This window comes from Enterobacter sp. Y17, from assembly GCF_019730495.1.
Classification (GTDB): Bacteria; Pseudomonadota; Gammaproteobacteria; order Enterobacterales; family Enterobacteriaceae; genus Enterobacter; species Enterobacter asburiae_B.
Genome location: NZ_JAASKP010000003.1, coordinates 47,736 through 66,320 on the forward strand (window position 1 = coordinate 47,736; position 18,585 = coordinate 66,320).

The window sequence follows — 18,585 nt, forward strand, 5'->3', positions numbered from 1 at the left end:
TGATAAAGAGGTAGCACCTTGTTTAAAGCGTTTGTTTTGTTTTTCGCCCTCTGGGTACCTGTCACTCAGGCAGACTCCGGTTGGCAACCCGTTCAGGAAACTATTCGTAAAAGCGAAAAAGATACCCGTCAATATCAGGCTATTCGTCTTGATAACGGCATGACCGTGCTGCTGGTTTCCGATCCGCAGGCGGTGAAGTCCCTCTCGGCATTAGTGGTGCCGGTTGGATCGCTGGAAGATCCTGACGCGCATCCTGGGCTTGCACACTATCTGGAACATATGACGCTGATGGGGTCAAAAAAATACCCGCAGCCAGATAGCCTGTCCGAATTTTTGAAAATGCATGGCGGCAGCCACAATGCCAGTACGGCACCGTACCGCACGGCCTTTTATCTTGAAGTCGAAAATGATGCGCTGGAAGGCGCGGTCGATCGCCTTGCTGATTCCATCGCCGCCCCCCTGCTGGATAAAAAATATGCCGACCGTGAACGCAATGCCGTCAATGCTGAGTTGACCCTTGCCCGCACGCGAGACGGTATGCGCATGGCCCAGGTCAGCGCCGAAACCATCAACCCTGCGCACCCGGGTTCGCGCTTCTCCGGCGGTAACCTTGAGACGTTAAGCGACAAACCGAACAGCCCGGTGCTTGATGCCCTGCACGCGTTTCGCGATAAATACTACTCCGCCAACCTGATGAAAGCGGTCATCTACAGCAATAAACCGTTGCCAGAACTGGCAGGCATGGCGGCTAAAACGTTTGGCCGGGTGCCGAATAAAAATATCGACCTGCCGCAGATAGACGTACCGGTGGTCACGGATGCGCAAAAGGGCATCGTGATCCACTACGTGCCTGCGCTGCCGCGCAAAGTGCTGCGCGTGGAATTCCGCATCGATAACAACACCGCACAGTTTCGCAGTAAAACCGATGAGCTGGTGACCTATCTGATAGGTAACCGTAGCCCGGGTACGCTTTCTGACTGGCTGCAAAAACAGGGGCTGGTGGAAGGTATTCGCGCCGACTCCGATCCGGTTGTGAACGGCAATAGCGGCGTGCTGGCGATCTCCGCCACCCTGACCGACAAGGGCCTGGCAAACCGTGACGAAGTGGTGGCGGCGATCTTCAGCTACCTCTCTTTACTGCGTGAGAAAGGCGTCGATAAGCGCTACTTTGATGAGCTCGCCCACGTGCTGGATCTCGATTTCCGTTACCCGTCCATTACCCGCGATATGGATTACGTTGAGTGGCTGGCGGATACCATGATCCGCGTGCCGGTGGAACACACCCTCGATGCGGTCAATATTGCCGACCGCTATGATGCCGATGCGGTAAAAGCCCGCCTGGCGATGATGACGCCGGAGAATGCCCGCATCTGGTACATCAGCCCGAACGAACCGCATAACAAGACGGCGTATTTTGTCGATGCTCCTTATCAGGTGGACAAAATCAGCGCGCAGACCTTCGCCGACTGGCAGAAGAAGGCCGGGGAGATTGCGTTAAAGCTGCCGGAGCTGAACCCCTATATTCCGGATGACTTCTCGCTGACCAAAACGACTAAAGATTACCCGCACCCGGCGCTCATCGTTGATGAACCGACGCTGCGCGTGGTGTACACCCCCAGCCGCTACTTCGCAAGCGAGCCAAAGGCCGATGTCAGCGTGGTGCTGCGTAACCCGAAAGCGATGAACAGCGCCAAAAATCAGGTGATGTTCGCGCTCAATGACTATCTCGCCGGGATTGCGCTCGATCAGCTCAGCAACCAGGCGGCCGTGGGCGGGATCAGCTTCTCCACCAACGCCAACAACGGTTTGATGCTCAATGCAAACGGCTATACCCAGCGTTTGCCTCAGCTGTTCCAGGCACTGCTGGAGGGCTATTTCAGCTATACGCCGACGGAAGAGCAGCTTGAACAGGCTAAATCGTGGTATGCGCAGATGATGGATTCTGCGGAGAAGGGCAAAGCTTACGATATGGCGCTTATGCCGGCGCAAATGCTGTCGCAAGTTCCTTATTTCCAGCGAGAGGATCGCCGCGCGCTGTTGCCTTCGATCACCTTAAAAGACGTGCTGGCTTACCGTGATGCGCTGAAAACCAACACGCGTCCGGAGTTCCTGATCGTCGGCAACATGAGTGAGGATCAGGCCAAAACCCTGGCAGAGAATGTACGCACTCAGCTCGGTTCGAAAGGCGACGAGTGGTGCCGCAACCAGGACGTGCTGGTTGAGAAAAAACAGAATGTGATTTTTGAAAAGGCGGGTAACAGCACGGATTCCGCGCTGGCCGCGGTATTTGTGCCAACGGGCTATGATGAATTCGCCAGCTCGGCGCAGAGTGCCGTACTGGGGCAAATTATTCAGCCGTGGTTTTATAACCAGTTACGCACAGAGGAGCAGCTTGGCTACGCGGTGTTTGCCTTCTCCATGAACGTAGGCCGACAGTGGGGGCTGGGTTTCCTGCTGCAAAGCAGCGATAAACAGCCGGCGTATCTCTGGAAGCGTTACCAGGCCTTCTTCCCACAGGTGGAAGCAAAACTGCGCGCCATGAAGCCGGAAGAGTTTGCGCAAATCCAGCAGGCCGTCATCGCACAGGTGATGCAGCCGCCGCAGACGCTGGGTGAAGAAGCCTCGCAGCTGAGCAAAGATTTCGATCGCGGTAATCTGAAATTTGATTCGCGTGATAAAGTAGTGGCCGAGATAAAACAGCTGACGCCGCAGAAGGTTGCCGACTTCTTCCATCAGGCGGTCATTAAGCCGCAGGGAATCACCATCCTGTCTCAGGTTTCCGGTAGCCAGAACGGGAAAACGGAATACGTGAACCCGAAAGGCTGGAAAGTCTGGAAGAGCGTCAGCGCGCTGCAGCAATCTATGCCCTGGAGTAAGAAAGAATGACCGATACCGCTGAGTCCCTTGATCCCTTACGTTTACCTCTGCAGGGTGAACGATTGATTGAAGCCTCAGCGGGAACGGGAAAAACCTTCACCATTGCCGCCCTGTACCTGCGTCTGCTGCTGGGGCTTGGCGGCAACGCCGCTTTTCCACGCCCTTTGAGCGTGGAAGAGCTGCTGGTAGTCACCTTCACCGAGGCTGCCACCGCTGAGCTGCGGGGCCGTATTCGCAGCAATATCCACGAGCTGCGCATCGCCTGCCTGCGTCAGAGCACGGATAACCCTCTCTACGCGAGCCTTCTGGAAGAGATTGCCGATAAGCAACAGGCAGCCCAGTGGCTGCTCCTCGCTGAACGGCAGATGGATGAAGCGTCCGTCTTCACCATTCACGGTTTTTGCCAGCGTATGCTGAGCCTGAATGCGTTTGAATCCGGAATGCTGTTTGAACAGCAGCTCATTGAAGATGAATCAGTGCTTCGCTATCAGGCCTGCGCGGATTTCTGGCGTCGCCACTGCTACCCGTTACAGCGCGATATTGCCGAAGCGGTACATGCGTTGTGGAAGGGCCCGGAGGCGCTGCTGCGCGCTATCGATCGTTATCTGCAGGGTGAAGCGCCGGTCATCAAATCCCCGCCGCCTGCGGATGAAACCCTGGCCTCACGCCATGAAAAAATCATCGCGAGAATTGCCGATATCAAGCAAAAATGGATTGAGTCCGTTGGCGAGATTGACGCCATCATCGAAAATTCCGGGATTGATCGACGCAAGTTTAACCGCGGCAATCAGGGGAAATGGATCGACAAGATCAGCGCCTGGGCGCAGGAAGAGACGCGAGGCTACCAGCTCCCGGATGCGCTGGAGAAATTCTCCCAACGTTTCCTGGCTGAGCGGACTAAAGCCGACGGCATTGTGCCTGAGCATCCTCTGTTTGTGGCGATTGAAACCCTGCTGGCTGAGCCCTTAACGCTCAACGATCTGATGATTACCCGCGCCATGACGGAAATTCGCGACGCCGTCGCGCGTGAGAAACGCCGCCGGGGTGAGCTGGGGTTTGACGATATGCTGAGCCGCCTCGATGCGGCGCTATGCAGTGAAAATGGCGAAGCGCTTGCCGCCGCGATCCGCACCCGGTTCCCGGTGGCGATGATTGACGAATTTCAGGATACCGACCCTCAGCAATACCGCATTTTCCGCCGTATCTGGCGCCAGCAGCCCGGTACCGCGCTGTTGTTAATCGGCGATCCGAAACAGGCCATCTACGCCTTCCGCGGTGCGGATATTTTCACCTACATGAAAGCCCGTAGCGAAGTTGATGCGCACTACACGCTTGATACTAACTGGCGCTCCTCTCCCGGCATGGTGGAAAGCGTCAACGCGCTCTTCAGCCGCATGGATACGGCGTTTATGTTCCGGGAGATCCCGTTTCAGCCGGTAAAGTTCGCCGAGAAAAATGCCTCGTTGCGCTTTGAGTTCAACGGCGAGACGCAGCCTGCCATGAACTTCTGGCTACTGGACGGGGAAGGCTGCGGCGTTGCCGACTATCAAAATGCCATGGCCCAGTACTGTGCCGCGCAAATCCGCGACTGGCTCAGTGCGGGCGCGCACGGTAAAGCGCTGCTGTGGAAGGGGGATAAACCTGCGCCGGTAAAGGCATCCGATATCACGGTGCTGGTTCGCAGCCGTCAGGAGGCCGCGCTCATCCGCGACGCTCTGACGTTACTGAATATTCCCTCCGTCTATCTCTCGAACCGCGATAGCGTCTTTGAAACGCTGGAAGCGCAGGAGATGCTATGGCTGCTGCAGGCCGTGCTGGCTCCGGAGCGGGAAAGCACGCTGCGTAGCGCATTAGCGAGCGCGATGCTCGGGCTGAACGCGCGGGATATTGATGCGCTGAACAATGACGAAGCCGCGTGGGATTCTGTCGTAGAAGAGTTTGTTCGCTACCGCGAAAAATGGCAGAAGCGTGGAGTCATGGCGATGGTGCGCGAGCTCATGGCGCAGCGCCACATTGCGGAGAATATGCTGGCGACAGCAGGCGGCGAGCGCCGTTTGACCGATATTTTACATATCAGCGAACTGCTGCAGGAAGCCGGTACGCAGCTGGAGAGCGAACACGCTCTGGTACGCTGGCTGGCGCAGCAGATTGCCGATCCGAACAGTAATTCGTCCAGCCAGCAGATGCGACTAGAGAGTGATAAACATCTGGTGCAGATCGTCACCATTCACAAGTCGAAAGGCCTGGAATATCCGCTGGTCTGGCTGCCGTTTATCGCCAATTATCGCGTGCAGGATCAGGCCTTTTACCACGATCGCGAGTCTTTTGAGGCGGTGCTCGATCTCAGCAACGCGGAGTCCAGCGTTGAGCTGGCCGAAGCCGAGCGTCTGGCGGAAGACCTGCGCCTGCTTTACGTGGCGCTGACCCGTTCGGTCTGGCACTGCAGCCTGGGCGTTGCGCCTCTGTTCCGTCGCCGTGGCGAAAAGAGCGGGGAGAGTGATTTTCATCTGAGCGCGCTGGGGCGGCTTATTCAGCACGGCGAACCCAAAGACGCGGCGGGCCTGCGCCAGTGCATCGAATCGCTTTGCACGGAGCATGTTGCCCTGCATATTCCGTCGCAGCCCGACAACAGCCGCTGGCAGATGCCGGAGCTGCGTGAGTCAGCGCTCCATGCCCGCCAGGTTGTACGTACCATTGCCGACGACTGGCGCGTCACCAGCTACTCCGGTTTACAGCAGCACGGGCAGAGTATTGCGCAGGATCTGATGCCAAAACTGGACGTGGACGCCGCAGGAGCCGGTAGCGTACCCGCTGAGCCGGTGCTCACGCCGCACCAGTTCCCGCGCGGCGCCTCGCCGGGCACGTTTTTGCACAGCCTGTTTGAAGAGCTGGATTTTACCCAGCCGGTTTCCGAAGAATGGGTGCTGAAAATGTTACAGAGTGGCGGCTACGACGCGCAGTGGCAGCCGGTTCTCACCGACTGGATCCGCGCGGTACTGCACGCGCCGCTCACGACGCAGGGGATCTCGCTGAACCAGTTGACCGCCAAAGACAAGCAGGTGGAGATGGAGTTTTATCTCCCCATCGCCAGCCCGCTCAGGGCCGAGGCGCTTGATGCGCTGATCCGCGAGTACGATCCGTTATCCGCCGGGTGCCCGCCGCTGAACTTCCGCCAGGTGCAGGGGATGCTCAAAGGCTTTATCGACCTGGTTTTCCGCCACGAAGGGCGCTACTACCTGCTGGATTACAAATCGAACTGGCTGGGTGAAAGCAGCGAAGCCTACACCCAGGACGCGATGGCATCGGCAATGCAAATGCATCGCTACGATCTGCAGTATCAGCTTTACACCCTTGCGCTGCACCGTTACCTCCGCCATCGCATGGCCGATTACCGCTACGAAGATCATTTTGGCGGCGTCATTTACCTGTTCCTGCGCGGAGTGGATGGTAACGACCCGCGTTCCGGCGTCTTTAGTACGCGTCCGGCTGCGGAACTGATTGAAAAAATGGATAACCTGTTTGCTGCAAGCACGGAGGAGGTGGCATGACGATGCAGGCGCTACTGCTGGACGCGGTTGAACAACGGTTACTGCGTCACCTGGATGTGCAGTTCGCCATGATGGTGGCAGGCGAGGAGCCTGCCGTCATGCTGGCCGCAGCCATTCTGAGTAAAGACGCGGGGGAAGGCCACGTATGTCTGCCGCTGTCGCGTCTGGCTGTGGATGAGAAAATGCCTCCGGCTTTACAGGCGTGTTTCGCGCAGCTGGGTGACGCAGTGGACTGGCAGGAGATATTACTCGGCTCGCCTGCCGTAAGCGGAGCCGATACCGGGACGCCGATGATCCTTGTCGGCGAGCGTTTGTATCTTAACCGGCTGTGGCGTAACGAACTGACGGTAGCGCGCTTCTTCAGCGAGACCAACGCCCCGCTTCCCTGCGATGAAGCGCAGCTCCGGCAAACGCTGGATACGCTGTTTACCTCTGACGACGAGACAAACTGGCAGAAAGTGGCGGCAGCCGTGGCCTTAACCCGACGGATCTCGGTGATTTCTGGCGGCCCGGGCACCGGGAAAACGACCACTGTGGCAAAACTGCTTGCCGCGCTGATTCAGTTATCGGGTGAGCAAAAGTGCCGTATTCGCCTGGCGGCCCCCACCGGTAAAGCGGCGGCACGTCTGACGGAATCGTTGGGCGGCGCGCTGCAAAAACTGCCGCTAACCGGGGATCAGCTTGCGCTTTTCCCCAATGAGGCGAGCACCCTGCACCGTTTGCTAGGCGCACAGCCGGGTAGCCAGCGTCTGCGCTATCATGCCGGTAACCCACTGCACCTTGACGTGTTGGTCGTGGATGAAGCGTCGATGATTGACCTGACGATGATGTCGCGTTTGATCGATGCGCTACCGCCGCACGCGCGCGTCATTTTCCTCGGCGATCGCGATCAGCTTGCCTCCGTAGAGGCGGGAGCCGTATTGGGGGATATCTGCACCTATGCCAGCCTGGGATATACCGCGGAACGCGCGCAGGAGCTGGCCCGTCTCACCGGATGTTCGCTCACGTCTGAAAACCATTCGCTTGCAGGGGCGCTGCGCGACAGCCTGTGTCTGCTGCAAAAAAGCTACCGTTTCGGCAGCGACTCCGGCATCGGCCAGCTTGCGGCGGCGGTGAACCGGGGCGACCGGCGCACCACCACAGCGGTATTTGACGGTACCTTTACGGATATTGAGAAAAAATCGCTGCAAAGTGGGGAAGAGTATCAGGCGATGCTGGACGACGCCCTGCAGGGGTATCAGCACTTTCTGACGGGCGTACAACAGCAAAGTACGCCGGAGCAGGTCATTGCCGCGTTTGGCGAATACCAGCTGCTCTGTGCGCTGAGGGAAGGCCCCTTTGGCGTCCGGGGTCTGAACGACAGGCTGGAACAGCTGCTGGCGCAAAAACGCAAAATTAACCGTACCCAGCACTCGCGCTGGTATGAAGGGCGACCGGTGATGATCTCCCGCAACGACAGCGCGCTGGGATTGTTTAACGGGGATATCGGGATTGCGCTCGATTGTGGTCAGGGCCTGCGCGTCTGGTTCCAGATGCCGGACGGGAGTGTGAAGTCCTTCCAGCCCAGCCGTTTGCCCGAGCATGAAACCGCCTGGGCGATGACGGTGCATAAATCCCAGGGCTCCGAGTTTAACCATGCGGCGCTGATCCTGCCCACGCAGCTTTCACCCGTCGTTACCCGCGAGCTGATCTATACCGCCATTACGCGCGCGCGTCAGCGTCTTTCGCTCTATACCGATGATCGGGTGCTGGTGCAGGCGATCGCCACCCGAACGGAACGCCGAAGCGGGCTGGGCGCGATATTTGAGTCCCTCTGAACCGGGCAAGACCTATAAGCCGGGTACGCGCAGCGCGACCCGGCAAGCGTTGTATTATCCCAGGTCAGCCATCAGCACCTTTGAACGACGCTGATAGTTGTACATCTCTTTCTTCGTTTCCGGCAGAGAATCGATATCCACCGGCGTGAATCCGCGCTCCTGGAACCAGTGAATGCTGCGCGTCGTCAGGACGAACAGCTTGCTCAGCCCCATCTGGCGCGCCTGTGCCGCCACGCGTTCAAGCAGCATTTCGCCGCGTGAAGAGCTACGGTAATCAGGATGCACCGCCACGCAGGCCATTTCACCGATCTTCTCTTCCGGGAACGGATAGAGCGCGGCGCAGGCAATGGTCAGGTTATCGCGCTGAATAATGGTGAATTTATCGATCTCCATCTCCAGCTGTTCGCGTGAGCGACGTACCAGAATGCCCTGCTGTTCCAGCGGGCGGATCAGCTCCAGAATGCCGCCGATGTCATTGATGGTGGCGCGGCGGATCTGCTCCGCACTCTCCATCACAATCTGCGTACCAATACCGTCGCGGGAGAACAGCTCCTGCAGCAGAGCCCCGTCTTCCTGATAGCTGATCAGGTGGCTGCGGCGCACGCCGCTGCGGCAGGCCTTCACGGCGCCACGCAGGAAGCGGACGGTGCCGGAGTGGTAATCGCCTTCGGCTTCCAGCGCTTCCACGCGGGCCTGGGCTTCATTCGGGAAGAGTTCCGGTACGATTGTTCCTTCACCGTCCACGACGCCCTGGGAGGAGCAGAACCCAATCATTTTTTCCGCCTTCAGCTTGATCGCCAGCTGCGTGGCGATCTCTTCGGACGTCAGGTTAAAGCTTTCGCCGGTCACGGAAACGGCGACCGGGCCCATCAGCACGATGGCACCGCTGTCCAGCTGGCGGTGAATAGCTTCTTCATCAATACGACGGATACGGCCGCTGTGGCAGTAATCCACGCCATCGTCCACGCCGAGCGGCTGGGCAATGATAAAGTTGCCGCTCACGACGTTGATATGCGCGCCCTGCAGCGGCGTATTGTTCAGGCTCATGGAGAGACGCGCGGTAATATCCAGCTGCAGCAGACCCGCCGCCTGTTTCACCAGCTCCAGGGTTTTGGCATCGGTGACGCGGGTATGTTTATGGTAAATCGGCTCGTGGTGGTGAGCGGCCAGGTTGGCGTCGATCTGCGGACGCGCGCCATAAACCACCACCAGGCGGATCCCGAGGCTGTGCAGCAGGCCAATGTCATTGACGATGCTGGAAAAATTTTCATGCTCAATGGCTTCGCCGCCAAGCATGATGACAAACGTTTTTCCCCGATGGGCGTTGATATAGGGAACAGAATGGCGGAATCCCTGGACCAGTTCGGTTCTACGTTCCTTCACCATGGCACAACCCTTAATGAATGTTTATTCGTAATTTCTGTATTTTTATTCGATTGTGGCCGCGTGTGCAAGCGCAAATTTTCCGCGACCCACAGAAATTGGTAAGTAATCCGTGCGTTAGCGTATGATTGTTTACCCTTTTATAGATGACAGTTTATGCGTCATTCGTTAAAGTTTTCGGTCAATTTGGACATTTTGTATATCAGTCAGTGTTCTTGCTCGGGAGAAGCATGTCGGGATCCAATTCAGCAATAAGCCGCCGCCGTTTGTTAAAAGGGGCCGGGGCAATGTGGTTGCTTAGCGTCAGTCAGGTCGGTCTTGCCGCCACGAGTCAGGTGGTGGCGGTGCGCGTCTGGCCGTCGTCGACCTATACGCGCGTGACGGTCGAATCCAATCGCGTGCTGAAATATAAGCAATTTGCCCTCAGCAACCCTGAACGCGTGGTGGTGGATCTCGAAGGCGTTAACCTCAACTCCGTGCTGAAAGGGATGGCGGCGCAGATCCGCGGCGACGATCCGTTTATTAAATCGGCGCGCGTCGGGCAGTTTGATCCGCAAACCGTGCGCATGGTGTTTGAGCTTAAACAGAACGTTAAGCCGCAGCTGTTCGCCCTGGCGCCCGTCGCGACCTTTAAAGAGCGTCTGGTGATGGATCTCTACCCGGCCAACGCAACGGATATCCAGGATCCGCTTCTCGCTCTGCTGGAGGACTACAACAAGGGCGATCTTCAGCGTCAGGTGCCGCCTGCGCAAAGCGGTCCGCAACCCGGAAAAGCAGGGCGCGATCGTCCGATTGTGATCATGCTCGATCCCGGCCACGGCGGCGAAGACTCCGGCGCGGTGGGTAAATACCGCACGCGTGAAAAAGACGTGGTGCTGCAAATTGCCCGCCGCCTGAAGGCGTTGATTGATAAAGAAGGCAATATGCGCGCCTATATGACGCGCAATGAAGATATCTTTATCCCGCTGAAGGTCCGGGTGGCGAAAGCGCAGAAGCAGCGCGCCGATTTGTTCGTGTCGATCCATGCGGATGCCTTTACCAGCCGCCAGCCAAGCGGCTCGTCGGTGTTTGCGCTCTCAACCAAAGGCGCGACCAGTACCGCAGCAAGATTCCTGGCTGACAGCCAGAACGCCTCTGACCTGATTGGTGGCGTGAGCAAAAGCGGCGACCGCTACGTCGACCACACTATGTTCGATATGGTGCAGTCGCTGACCATTAACGACAGCCTGAAGTTTGGTAAAGCGGTGCTGGGCAAGCTGGGCAACATCAATAAGCTGCATAAAAACAGCGTTGAACAGGCCGGGTTTGCGGTACTCAAGGCACCGGATATCCCGTCCATTCTGGTCGAAACCGCCTTTATCAGTAACGTCGAAGAGGAGCGTAAGCTCAAGACGGCAAAATTCCAGCAGGACGTTGCGGAGTCGATTCTGGCGGGGATACGGGCGTATTTCTCTGACGGGGCGACGCTGGCGCGACGCGGATAACGCTTTCAGCCGGGTAAACGCCCGGCAAATTCACAAACGACAGATACAAAAAAACACCCTTGAGGGTGTTTATTGTTTTCAGAAGTGTTGGTTGCGGGGGCCGGATTTGAACCGACGACCTTCGGGTTATGAGCCCGACGAGCTACCAGGCTGCTCCACCCCGCGTCCGTCTTTCTACTCGTGTAGAAACTTACTTCTTCAAATTTGATTGGTTGCGGGGGCCGGATTTGAACCGACGACCTTCGGGTTATGAGCCCGACGAGCTACCAGGCTGCTCCACCCCGCGTCCGTCTTTCTACTGTCGTAGAAGATACTTCATCAAATTTTAATTGGTTGCGGGGGCCGGATTTGAACCGACGACCTTCGGGTTATGAGCCCGACGAGCTACCAGGCTGCTCCACCCCGCGTCCGTGGATGCGCACTATACTCGGATAGGTTTGTGATGCAACCCCTTTTTCACATAAATCATGATTTTGTATGCAAATTGAACGACATGGCTCTGTTCGGACTATTTTTTGCGCAAAATTTGCCAAAGGGCATGCGATCGCATTTCATTAGCCCTGGCGGTTTGTTATCTTCATCACGCGGAAATGGGCAACTTAAAGACGAGATATAATGAAAGGACGTTGGGCGAAGTATCTGATGGCGGGCGCAATGGTAGCGATTCTTGCGGCCTGTTCTTCCAAACCGACCGATCGCGGTCAACAGTATAAAGACGGGAAGTTATCCCAGCCTTTCTCTTTAGTTAATCAGCCTGATGCCGTCGGCGCACCGATTAATGCCGGTGATTTCTCCGAGCAGGTCTACCAGATCCGCAACGCGTCGCCGCGTCTGTATGGCGCCCAGAGTAGCGTGTATAACGCGGTCCAGGACTGGCTTAAAGCAGGCGGCGATACGCGCAACATGCGCCAGTTTGGTATCGACGCCTGGCAGATGGAAGGGGCCGATAACTACGGCAACGTCCAGTTTACCGGTTACTACACCCCGGTTATCCAGGCACGACACTCGCGTCAGGGCGAGTTCCAGTATCCTATCTATCGTATGCCGCCAAAACGCGGTCGTCTGCCGTCTCGCGCTGAGATCTACGCCGGTGCGCTGAGCGAAAACTACGTTCTGGCCTACAGCAACTCCCTGATGGATAACTTCATCATGGACGTTCAGGGCAGCGGCTACATTGATTTTGGCGACGGGTCGCCGCTTAACTTCTTCAGTTATTCCGGTAAAAACGGCCACGCCTATCGCAGCATCGGTAAAGTGCTGATCGACCGCGGTGAAGTGAAGAAAGAAGATATGTCGATGCAGGCGATCCGCGAGTGGGGCGAGAAACACAGCGAAGCCGAGGTGCGCGAGCTGCTGGAGCAGAACCCGTCGTTCGTCTTCTTCAAACCGCAAAACTTCGCGCCGGTGAAAGGAGCGAGTGCAGTTCCCCTGATTGGCCGCGCGTCGGTAGCATCGGATCGTTCGATTATTCCTGCAGGCACCACGCTGCTGGCTGAGGTTCCTCTGCTGGACAATAACGGCAAGTTCAACGGTCAGTATGAGCTGCGTCTGATGGTGGCGCTGGACGTCGGCGGGGCGATTAAAGGCCAGCACTTTGACATCTATCAGGGCATTGGCCCTGACGCAGGCCATCGCGCGGGCTGGTATAACCACTACGGACGCGTGTGGGTACTGAAGGCAGCTCCGGGAGCTGGAAACGTATTCAGCGGCTGATTGTGGTATTCTGAGCGCAATACGGATTACTGTTCAGGGTGAGGAAAACCTCACCCTTTTTACATCTGAGGTTTTATGTCTGTGGTAATCAGCGACGCCTGGCGCCAGCGTTTTGGCGGGACGGCACGTTTATATGGTGAAAAAGCCCTGCAGCTGTTTGCGGATGCGCACGTCTGCGTCGTGGGCATTGGTGGTGTGGGGTCGTGGGCGGCAGAAGCGCTGGCGAGAACCGGTATTGGCGCAATCACGCTGATTGACATGGATGACGTTTGCGTCACCAACACCAACCGTCAAATCCACGCCCTGCGCGATAACGTCGGCCTGGCGAAGTCTGAGGTCATGGCGGAACGTATCCGTTTGATCAACCCGGAGTGCCGCGTGACGGTGATCGACGACTTTGTGACGGCAGATAACGTCGCGGAGTACATGAGCAAAGGCTATAGCTATGTGATTGACGCCATCGACAGCGTGCGGCCAAAAGCGGCGTTGATCGCATACTGCCGTCGCTACAAGGTGCCGCTGGTCACGACGGGCGGCGCGGGCGGGCAAATCGATCCGACGCAGATCCAGGTGGCCGACCTGGCGAAAACGATCCAGGATCCGCTGGCGGCCAAGCTGCGCGAGCGCCTGAAGAGCGATTTTAACGTGGTGAAGAACAGCAAAGGCAAGCTCGGCGTCGACTGCGTGTTCTCGACCGAAGCGCTGGTCTACCCGCAGGCGGATGGCTCAGTCTGCGCGATGAAAAGCACGGCGGAAGGGCCAAAACGAATGGATTGCGCCTCAGGTTTTGGTGCGGCCACCATGGTGACCGCCTCCTTCGGCTTTGTGGCGGTGTCTCACGCCCTCAAGAAAATGCTGGCGAAGGCGGAACGTCAGGCCTGAGCCTGACGTGCGGCATCCAGTACCGCGTCGCTGAGCGCGATCAACCCCTGACCGCGCGAGGCGCTGAGCTGCGCGCGCAGCCCCAGCTCATCAAATAACGCCAGCGGCGAATGTGCCAGCAATTCCGCCGCGCTTTTCCCTTCCACAGCGGTCAGCAATACGGCCAGCAGTCCCCGGACGATGCGGCCTTCGCTGTCGCCGAAGAAGTGCAGCTTCCCGCCGGAGACGCTCACGCCCAGCCAGACGCGGTTTTCACAGCCTGCAATCTCTTTCGCCTGTGCTTTAAGATCGTCTGAAAGGGCCGGGAGCTGTTTACCCAGCAGGATCAGCTGTCGATATTTATCTTCCCACTGCTGGAGCGGGGCGAAGGTCTGTTTTAAGGTCTCTTCTGTGATGACCGTGCCAAACGGATGTCCGGCTAAAGCAGCGCTAGTCATTAATCCACCAGTATTTCAAGGGCGCGGTCAACGGCGGCAACCAGCGCGTCGACATCGCTTTGGGTATTGTACGGCGCAAACGAGGCGCGCAGCGTACCGTTAACGCCAAGCGCCGCCAGCAGCGGCTGGGCGCAGTGCTGTCCGGCACGCAGGGCAATGCCGTACCCGGCCAGCAGCGTCACCATGTCGCTATGGTGAACGCCCGCAAAATCAAAGGCGAGCAGGCTTGAGTCCTGAACGCGGAACGAGCGGAAACCCGGGCGCTTTTTGAGCTCTTCCTCTGCCAGCGTCGCCAGCCCCCGGCTCCAGCTTTCTGCCTGAACGATGTCTGTTTCTGCCAGCCACTCCAGCGCTGCGCTTAAGCCAATCACCCCCGCCACGTTCGGCGTACCGGCTTCCAGTCGATAGGGAACATCCTGAGTTTTGAAGCCATCGAACGACACTTCGGTGATCATTTTGCCGCCACCGAGCCACGGCGTCATTTTTGCCAGCAGTTCAGGCTTGCCGTACAACGCCCCAATACCGGTTGGCCCGTAGAGCTTATGACCAGAGAAGGCATAGAAATCGATATCAAGCGCCTGCACATCAGCGGGGAAGTGCACCACGCCCTGAGCGCCGTCGACCATCACCACCATCCCGCTGGCATGGGCTATGCGAATAGCCTGAGCCAGGTCCGGGCAACCACCCGTGACGTTCGACATCTGTCCGAGCGCCAGAATGCGGCTGCGGGGGGTAATCAGCTCTGGGAGACGGGCAACGTCGGGAAGAAGGTCTGCACCCAGTGGAAGCTTCACCACGCGTGCACCCGTTTGCTCTGCCACCATCAGCCATGGCACCAGGTTGGCGTGATGTTCCGCCTCGCTGACGACGATCTCATCGCCCGGCTGAAGCAGCGGGCGCGCGTAGCACTGGGCCACCATATTGATGGCTTCGGTCGTGCCGCGCGTCCAGACGATGTTTTTCCCGCTTTCGGCATTGATCAGGCGTGCGACCTGATCGCGTGCGGCTTCATAGCGCGCGGTTAATCGCTGCGCTTCGGCAAACTGGCTGCGATGCACGTTCCCGGCGCTCAGGCTGTAGAACTGCTGCGTGGCCTCAATCACCGCCTGTGGCTTCAGGGCGGTGGCGGCGCTATCCAGGTAAATACCGGCATCGGCCAGGGCCGGAAACTGTGCGCGGAACTGCGCAGGACTGAAAGCGTTCATGGGATTCCTCATTTCAATTTAGCGATCGTCGCGCAATTTCAGCGGCAGGGCAAGGAGGTTGATATCTATCAGAATTGTCTGCTTATCCTTACGGCCTCAAAAAAGCAGGTTATGCTAAATACTGTTAGGCGGATGTTTTAGCCTGTTATAAATCGAGGTTTGAATAGCATTAATTGCTAAAGGAGAATAATCATGAATAAGACAGCTGCAATCATTTCTGCCTGTGCGTTTACTTTTGCCCTGAGCGCCTGTTCCGGTAATAACTACGTGATGCACACCAACGATGGTCGTTCTATCGTTTCGGAAGGGAAACCGACTACCGATAATGATACCGGGATGATTTCGTACAAAGATGCTAACGGGAACAAGCAGCAGATCAACCGCACGGACGTTAAAGAGATGAAAGAGATCGAGCATTAACAGATCGCAGGCGAAAAAAAAGCACCGCAAATTGGCGGTGCTACATTAATCACTATGGACAGACAGGGTAAATGTACAGGAAGTGAAAAATTGGTAGCGTTGCTACCGTGGTCTGAATCGCAGACCAATTGCAAACACAACAACACAACATCACAACCGTAAGCCAAAAGCCCTTCAGAACACGCATTCCGAAAAAAGCTCTTCGTTCCGGCTCAGGAAGTGCCGCCACTATAGGTATTTGCTGGTAGTTCCTCAACGGACAAATTATAATGGCTCAGATAAAAAAAACTAATAGGTTAAACGTTGTTTCCTGTTTGTTAAAATCCGTTAACATCTAAGCCAGATAACCATGTCAAAGCGATTGCCACCTCTTAATGCATTACGAGTTTTTGATGCAGCAGCACGTCATCTGAGCTTTACCCGCGCAGCAGATGAGCTTTTTGTGACACAGGCCGCAGTAAGTCACCAAATCAAGTCTCTGGAGGATTTTCTGGGCCTTAAGCTGTTTCGTCGACGCAACCGTTCGTTGCTGTTGACCGAAGAGGGGCAGAGCTATTTTCAGGATATTAAAGAGATTTTTTCCCAGCTTACGGAAGCCACGCGTAAGCTGCAGGCTCGCAGTGCAAAAGGTGCTCTGACCGTCAGTTTATTGCCCAGTTTTGCCATTCATTGGCTGGTGCCCAGACTCTCAAGCTTTAACTCAGCTTATCCGGGGATCGACGTTCGAATCCAGGCGGTAGATCGTCAGGAGGACAAGTTGGCCGATGACGTAGATGTCGCCATTTTTTATGGTCGCGGTAACTGGCCGGGCTTGCGCGTTGAAAAATTATACGCAGAATATCTCCTGCCGGTCTGTTCTCCTCTGCTGTTAACAGGTGAGAAGGCGCTGAAGTCACCCGCCGATCTGGCTCAGCATACGCTTTTGCATGATGCCTCTCGCCGCGACTGGCAAACTTATACCCGTCAATTAGGTCTTACACATATTAACGTGCAGCAGGGACCCATTTTTAGCCACAGTGCGATGGTGTTACAGGCTGCCATACACGGGCAGGGCGTGGCGTTGGCGAACAACGTCATGGCGCAGTCCGAAATTGAGGCAGGCCGCCTGGTTTGCCCTTTTAATGATGTACTGGTCAGCAAGAATGCGTTTTATCTGGTTTGTCATGACAGTCAGGCAGAACTGGGTAAAATAGCCGCCTTCCGGCAGTGGATACTGGCGAAAGCGGCAACCGAGCAAGAAAAATTCCGCTTCAGGTATGAGCAATAACGTTTGTGTGCCGGGCACGCATCAACTCAGGACTTAAACATGACCAGCCGATTCATGCTGATTTTTGCCGCGGTGAGTGGCTTTATTTTTGTTGCACTGGGCGCCTTTGGCGCACATGTATTAAGCAAGTCTTTAGGCGCAGTAGAGATGGGCTGGATCCAGACCGGCCTTGAATATCAGGCGTTCCACACGCTGGCTATTTTTGGGCTGGCGGTGGCGATGCAGCGTCGTATCAGTATCTGGTTTTACTGGAGCAGCGTGTTTATGGCGCTGGGTACCGTGTTGTTCAGCGGTAGCTTGTACTGCCTTGCGCTCTCACATTTGCGCCTGTGGGCGTTCGTTACACCTGTCGGCGGCTTCAGCTTCCTGGCGGGTTGGGTATTAATGTTTATCGGAGCTATCCGTCTGAAACGCAAGGGCGTTGTTCATGAATAAGGTTGTTTTATATTGTCGCCCGGGGTTTGAGAAAGAGTGCGCCGCGGAAATTACCGATAAAGCGGCGAAGCGCGAAGTCTTCGGCTTTGCCCGCGTAAAAGAAAACGCGGGCTATGTGGTATTCGAGTGCTATCAGCCTGAAGACGCAGACAAGCTGGCGCGCGAGCTGCCGTTCAGCTCGCTGATCTTTGCTCGCCAGATGTTTGTCGCGGGTGAGCTGCTGAAGGATCTTCCGCCGGAAGACCGCATCACGCCAATTGTCGGCATGCTGCAGGGCGTGGTGGAGAAGGGCGGCGATCTGCGCGTTGAAGTGGCGGATACCAACGAAAGTAAAGAGCTGATGAAGTTCTGCCGTAAGTTCACCGTGCCGCTGCGTACGGCGCTGCGTGATGCAGGCGTGCTGACGAACTACGAAACGCCGAAGCGTCCGGTGGTGCATATCTTCTTTATCGCACCAGGCTGCTGCTATACAGGCTATTCGTACACCACCAACAACTCTCCCTTCTTTATGGGCATTCCGCGTTTGCGCTTCCCGTCCGATGCGCCAAGCCGTTCCACGCTCAAGCTGGAAGAGGCGTTCCACGTCTTTATCCCGGCGGATGAGTGGGATGAACGTCTAGCAAACGGCATGTACGCCGTCGACCTTGGCGCGTGCCCGGGCGGCTGGACCTATCAGCTGGTGAAACGCAATATGTGGGTATCGTCCGTTGATAACGGTCCAATGGCGCAAAGCCTGATGGACACCGGGCAGGTTACCTGGCTGCGGGAAGACGGTTTCCGCTATCGCCCGAACCGTAACAACATCTCGTGGATGGTGTGCGATATGGTTGAGAAGCCGGCAAAAGTCGCCGCGCTGATGGCCTCCTGGCTGGTGAACGGCTGGTGTCGTGAGACCATTTTCAACCTCAAGCTGCCGATGAAAAAGCGCTATGAGGAAGTATCGCAGAACCTGGCCTACATTCAGGAGCAGATGGACGAGCACGGTATTAACGTGGAGATCCAGGCGCGTCAGCTGTATCACGACCGTGAAGAGGTGACGGTACATATTCGTCGCTGGTGGGCTGCGGTTGGCGGACGTCGCGACGAGCGATAGTACGTGCTTTGTTTTGCCCGGTGG

13 protein-coding genes and 3 tRNA genes are annotated in these 18,585 nt (G+C 56.8%); 10 read left to right on the top strand and 6 right to left on the bottom strand.

What is annotated here, in order from left to right; all coding sequences use genetic code 11:
* Positions 1 to 18: 18 nt before the first annotated feature.
* Genes ptrA through recD form a run of 3 tightly spaced genes read left to right on the top strand, consistent with a single transcriptional unit; the run spans position 19 to position 8,242 of the window.
* Positions 19 to 2,886, top strand: a complete 2,868-nt coding sequence (gene ptrA / locus HCH49_RS16425) for a pitrilysin (RefSeq protein WP_087823254.1) — start codon at positions 19 to 21, stop codon at positions 2,884 to 2,886.
* Entirely contained in the window at positions 2,883 to 6,425 is a 3,543-nt protein-coding gene (gene recB / locus HCH49_RS16430) for an exodeoxyribonuclease V subunit beta (RefSeq protein WP_221703011.1), read from the top strand. Before ptrA ends, recB begins: the two co-directional genes overlap by 4 nt.
* Complete coding sequence (gene recD, locus HCH49_RS16435; RefSeq protein WP_167819063.1) at positions 6,422 to 8,242, top strand: exodeoxyribonuclease V subunit alpha; 1,821 nt, start codon at positions 6,422 to 6,424, stop codon at positions 8,240 to 8,242. Before recB ends, recD begins: the two co-directional genes overlap by 4 nt.
* 54 nt (positions 8,243 to 8,296) lie before the next feature.
* On the opposite strand, the gene argA is transcribed toward recD, so the two are convergent.
* Positions 8,297 to 9,628, bottom strand: a complete 1,332-nt coding sequence (argA, locus tag HCH49_RS16440; RefSeq protein ID WP_039263334.1) for an amino-acid N-acetyltransferase — start codon at positions 9,626 to 9,628, stop codon at positions 8,297 to 8,299.
* Positions 9,629 to 9,855: 227 nt separating this feature from the next.
* Between argA and amiC the strand changes: the two genes are divergently transcribed.
* Entirely contained in the window at positions 9,856 to 11,109 is a 1,254-nt protein-coding gene (gene amiC / locus HCH49_RS16445) for an N-acetylmuramoyl-L-alanine amidase AmiC (RefSeq protein ID WP_033146437.1), read from the top strand.
* 88 nt (positions 11,110 to 11,197) lie between these two features.
* On the opposite strand, the gene HCH49_RS16450 is transcribed toward amiC, so the two are convergent.
* From HCH49_RS16450 to HCH49_RS16460, 3 genes are all read right to left on the bottom strand, one after another.
* Positions 11,198 to 11,274 (bottom strand) — tRNA-Met (locus HCH49_RS16450).
* 44 nt (positions 11,275 to 11,318) lie between these two features.
* Positions 11,319 to 11,395 (bottom strand) — tRNA-Met (locus HCH49_RS16455).
* A 44-nt stretch (positions 11,396 to 11,439) separates the two neighbouring features.
* Positions 11,440 to 11,516, bottom strand: a tRNA-Met gene (locus tag HCH49_RS16460).
* A gap of 208 nt (positions 11,517 to 11,724) precedes the next feature.
* Between HCH49_RS16460 and mltA the strand changes: the two genes are divergently transcribed.
* Complete coding sequence (gene mltA / locus HCH49_RS16465) at positions 11,725 to 12,822, top strand: murein transglycosylase A (protein ID WP_033146436.1); 1,098 nt, start codon at positions 11,725 to 11,727, stop codon at positions 12,820 to 12,822.
* Between the two features lie 75 nt (positions 12,823 to 12,897).
* Entirely contained in the window at positions 12,898 to 13,704 is an 807-nt protein-coding gene (tcdA, locus tag HCH49_RS16470; protein WP_048979243.1) for a tRNA cyclic N6-threonylcarbamoyladenosine(37) synthase TcdA, read from the top strand.
* Here the strand turns inward: tcdA and csdE are convergent.
* Together csdE and csdA are read right to left on the bottom strand one after the other, a co-directional pair.
* Complete coding sequence (gene csdE / locus HCH49_RS16475) at positions 13,695 to 14,141, bottom strand: cysteine desulfurase sulfur acceptor subunit CsdE (RefSeq protein ID WP_033146434.1); 447 nt, start codon at positions 14,139 to 14,141, stop codon at positions 13,695 to 13,697. The genes tcdA and csdE overlap by 10 nt on opposite strands.
* Positions 14,141 to 15,346 carry a cysteine desulfurase CsdA gene (gene csdA, locus HCH49_RS16480; RefSeq protein ID WP_047743884.1) on the bottom strand — a complete coding sequence of 402 codons (1,206 nt, stop codon included), beginning with the start codon at positions 15,344 to 15,346 and terminating at the stop codon, positions 14,141 to 14,143. The genes csdE and csdA overlap by 1 nt, the downstream gene beginning before the upstream one ends.
* Positions 15,347 to 15,538: 192 nt before the next feature.
* On the opposite strand from csdA, the gene HCH49_RS16485 reads away from it, so the two are divergent.
* The 4 genes from HCH49_RS16485 to rlmM all read left to right on the top strand — a co-directional run bounded on the left by HCH49_RS16485 (position 15,539) and on the right by rlmM (position 18,561).
* Positions 15,539 to 15,766 (top strand): YgdI/YgdR family lipoprotein, encoded by a 228-nt coding sequence (locus tag HCH49_RS16485; protein ID WP_008499648.1) that lies wholly within the window; start codon positions 15,539 to 15,541, stop codon positions 15,764 to 15,766.
* A gap of 349 nt (positions 15,767 to 16,115) precedes the next feature.
* Positions 16,116 to 17,033, top strand: a complete 918-nt coding sequence (gene gcvA / locus HCH49_RS16490) for a glycine cleavage system transcriptional regulator GcvA (RefSeq protein ID WP_023309032.1) — start codon at positions 16,116 to 16,118, stop codon at positions 17,031 to 17,033.
* Positions 17,034 to 17,072: 39 nt separating this feature from the next.
* A complete protein-coding gene (locus HCH49_RS16495; protein ID WP_023309031.1) occupies positions 17,073 to 17,468 on the top strand; it encodes a DUF423 domain-containing protein in 396 nt (131 codons plus the stop codon).
* Complete coding sequence (rlmM, locus tag HCH49_RS16500; RefSeq protein ID WP_221703012.1) at positions 17,461 to 18,561, top strand: 23S rRNA (cytidine(2498)-2'-O)-methyltransferase RlmM; 1,101 nt, start codon at positions 17,461 to 17,463, stop codon at positions 18,559 to 18,561. The genes HCH49_RS16495 and rlmM overlap by 8 nt, the downstream gene beginning before the upstream one ends.
* Positions 18,562 to 18,585 lie beyond the last annotated feature (24 nt).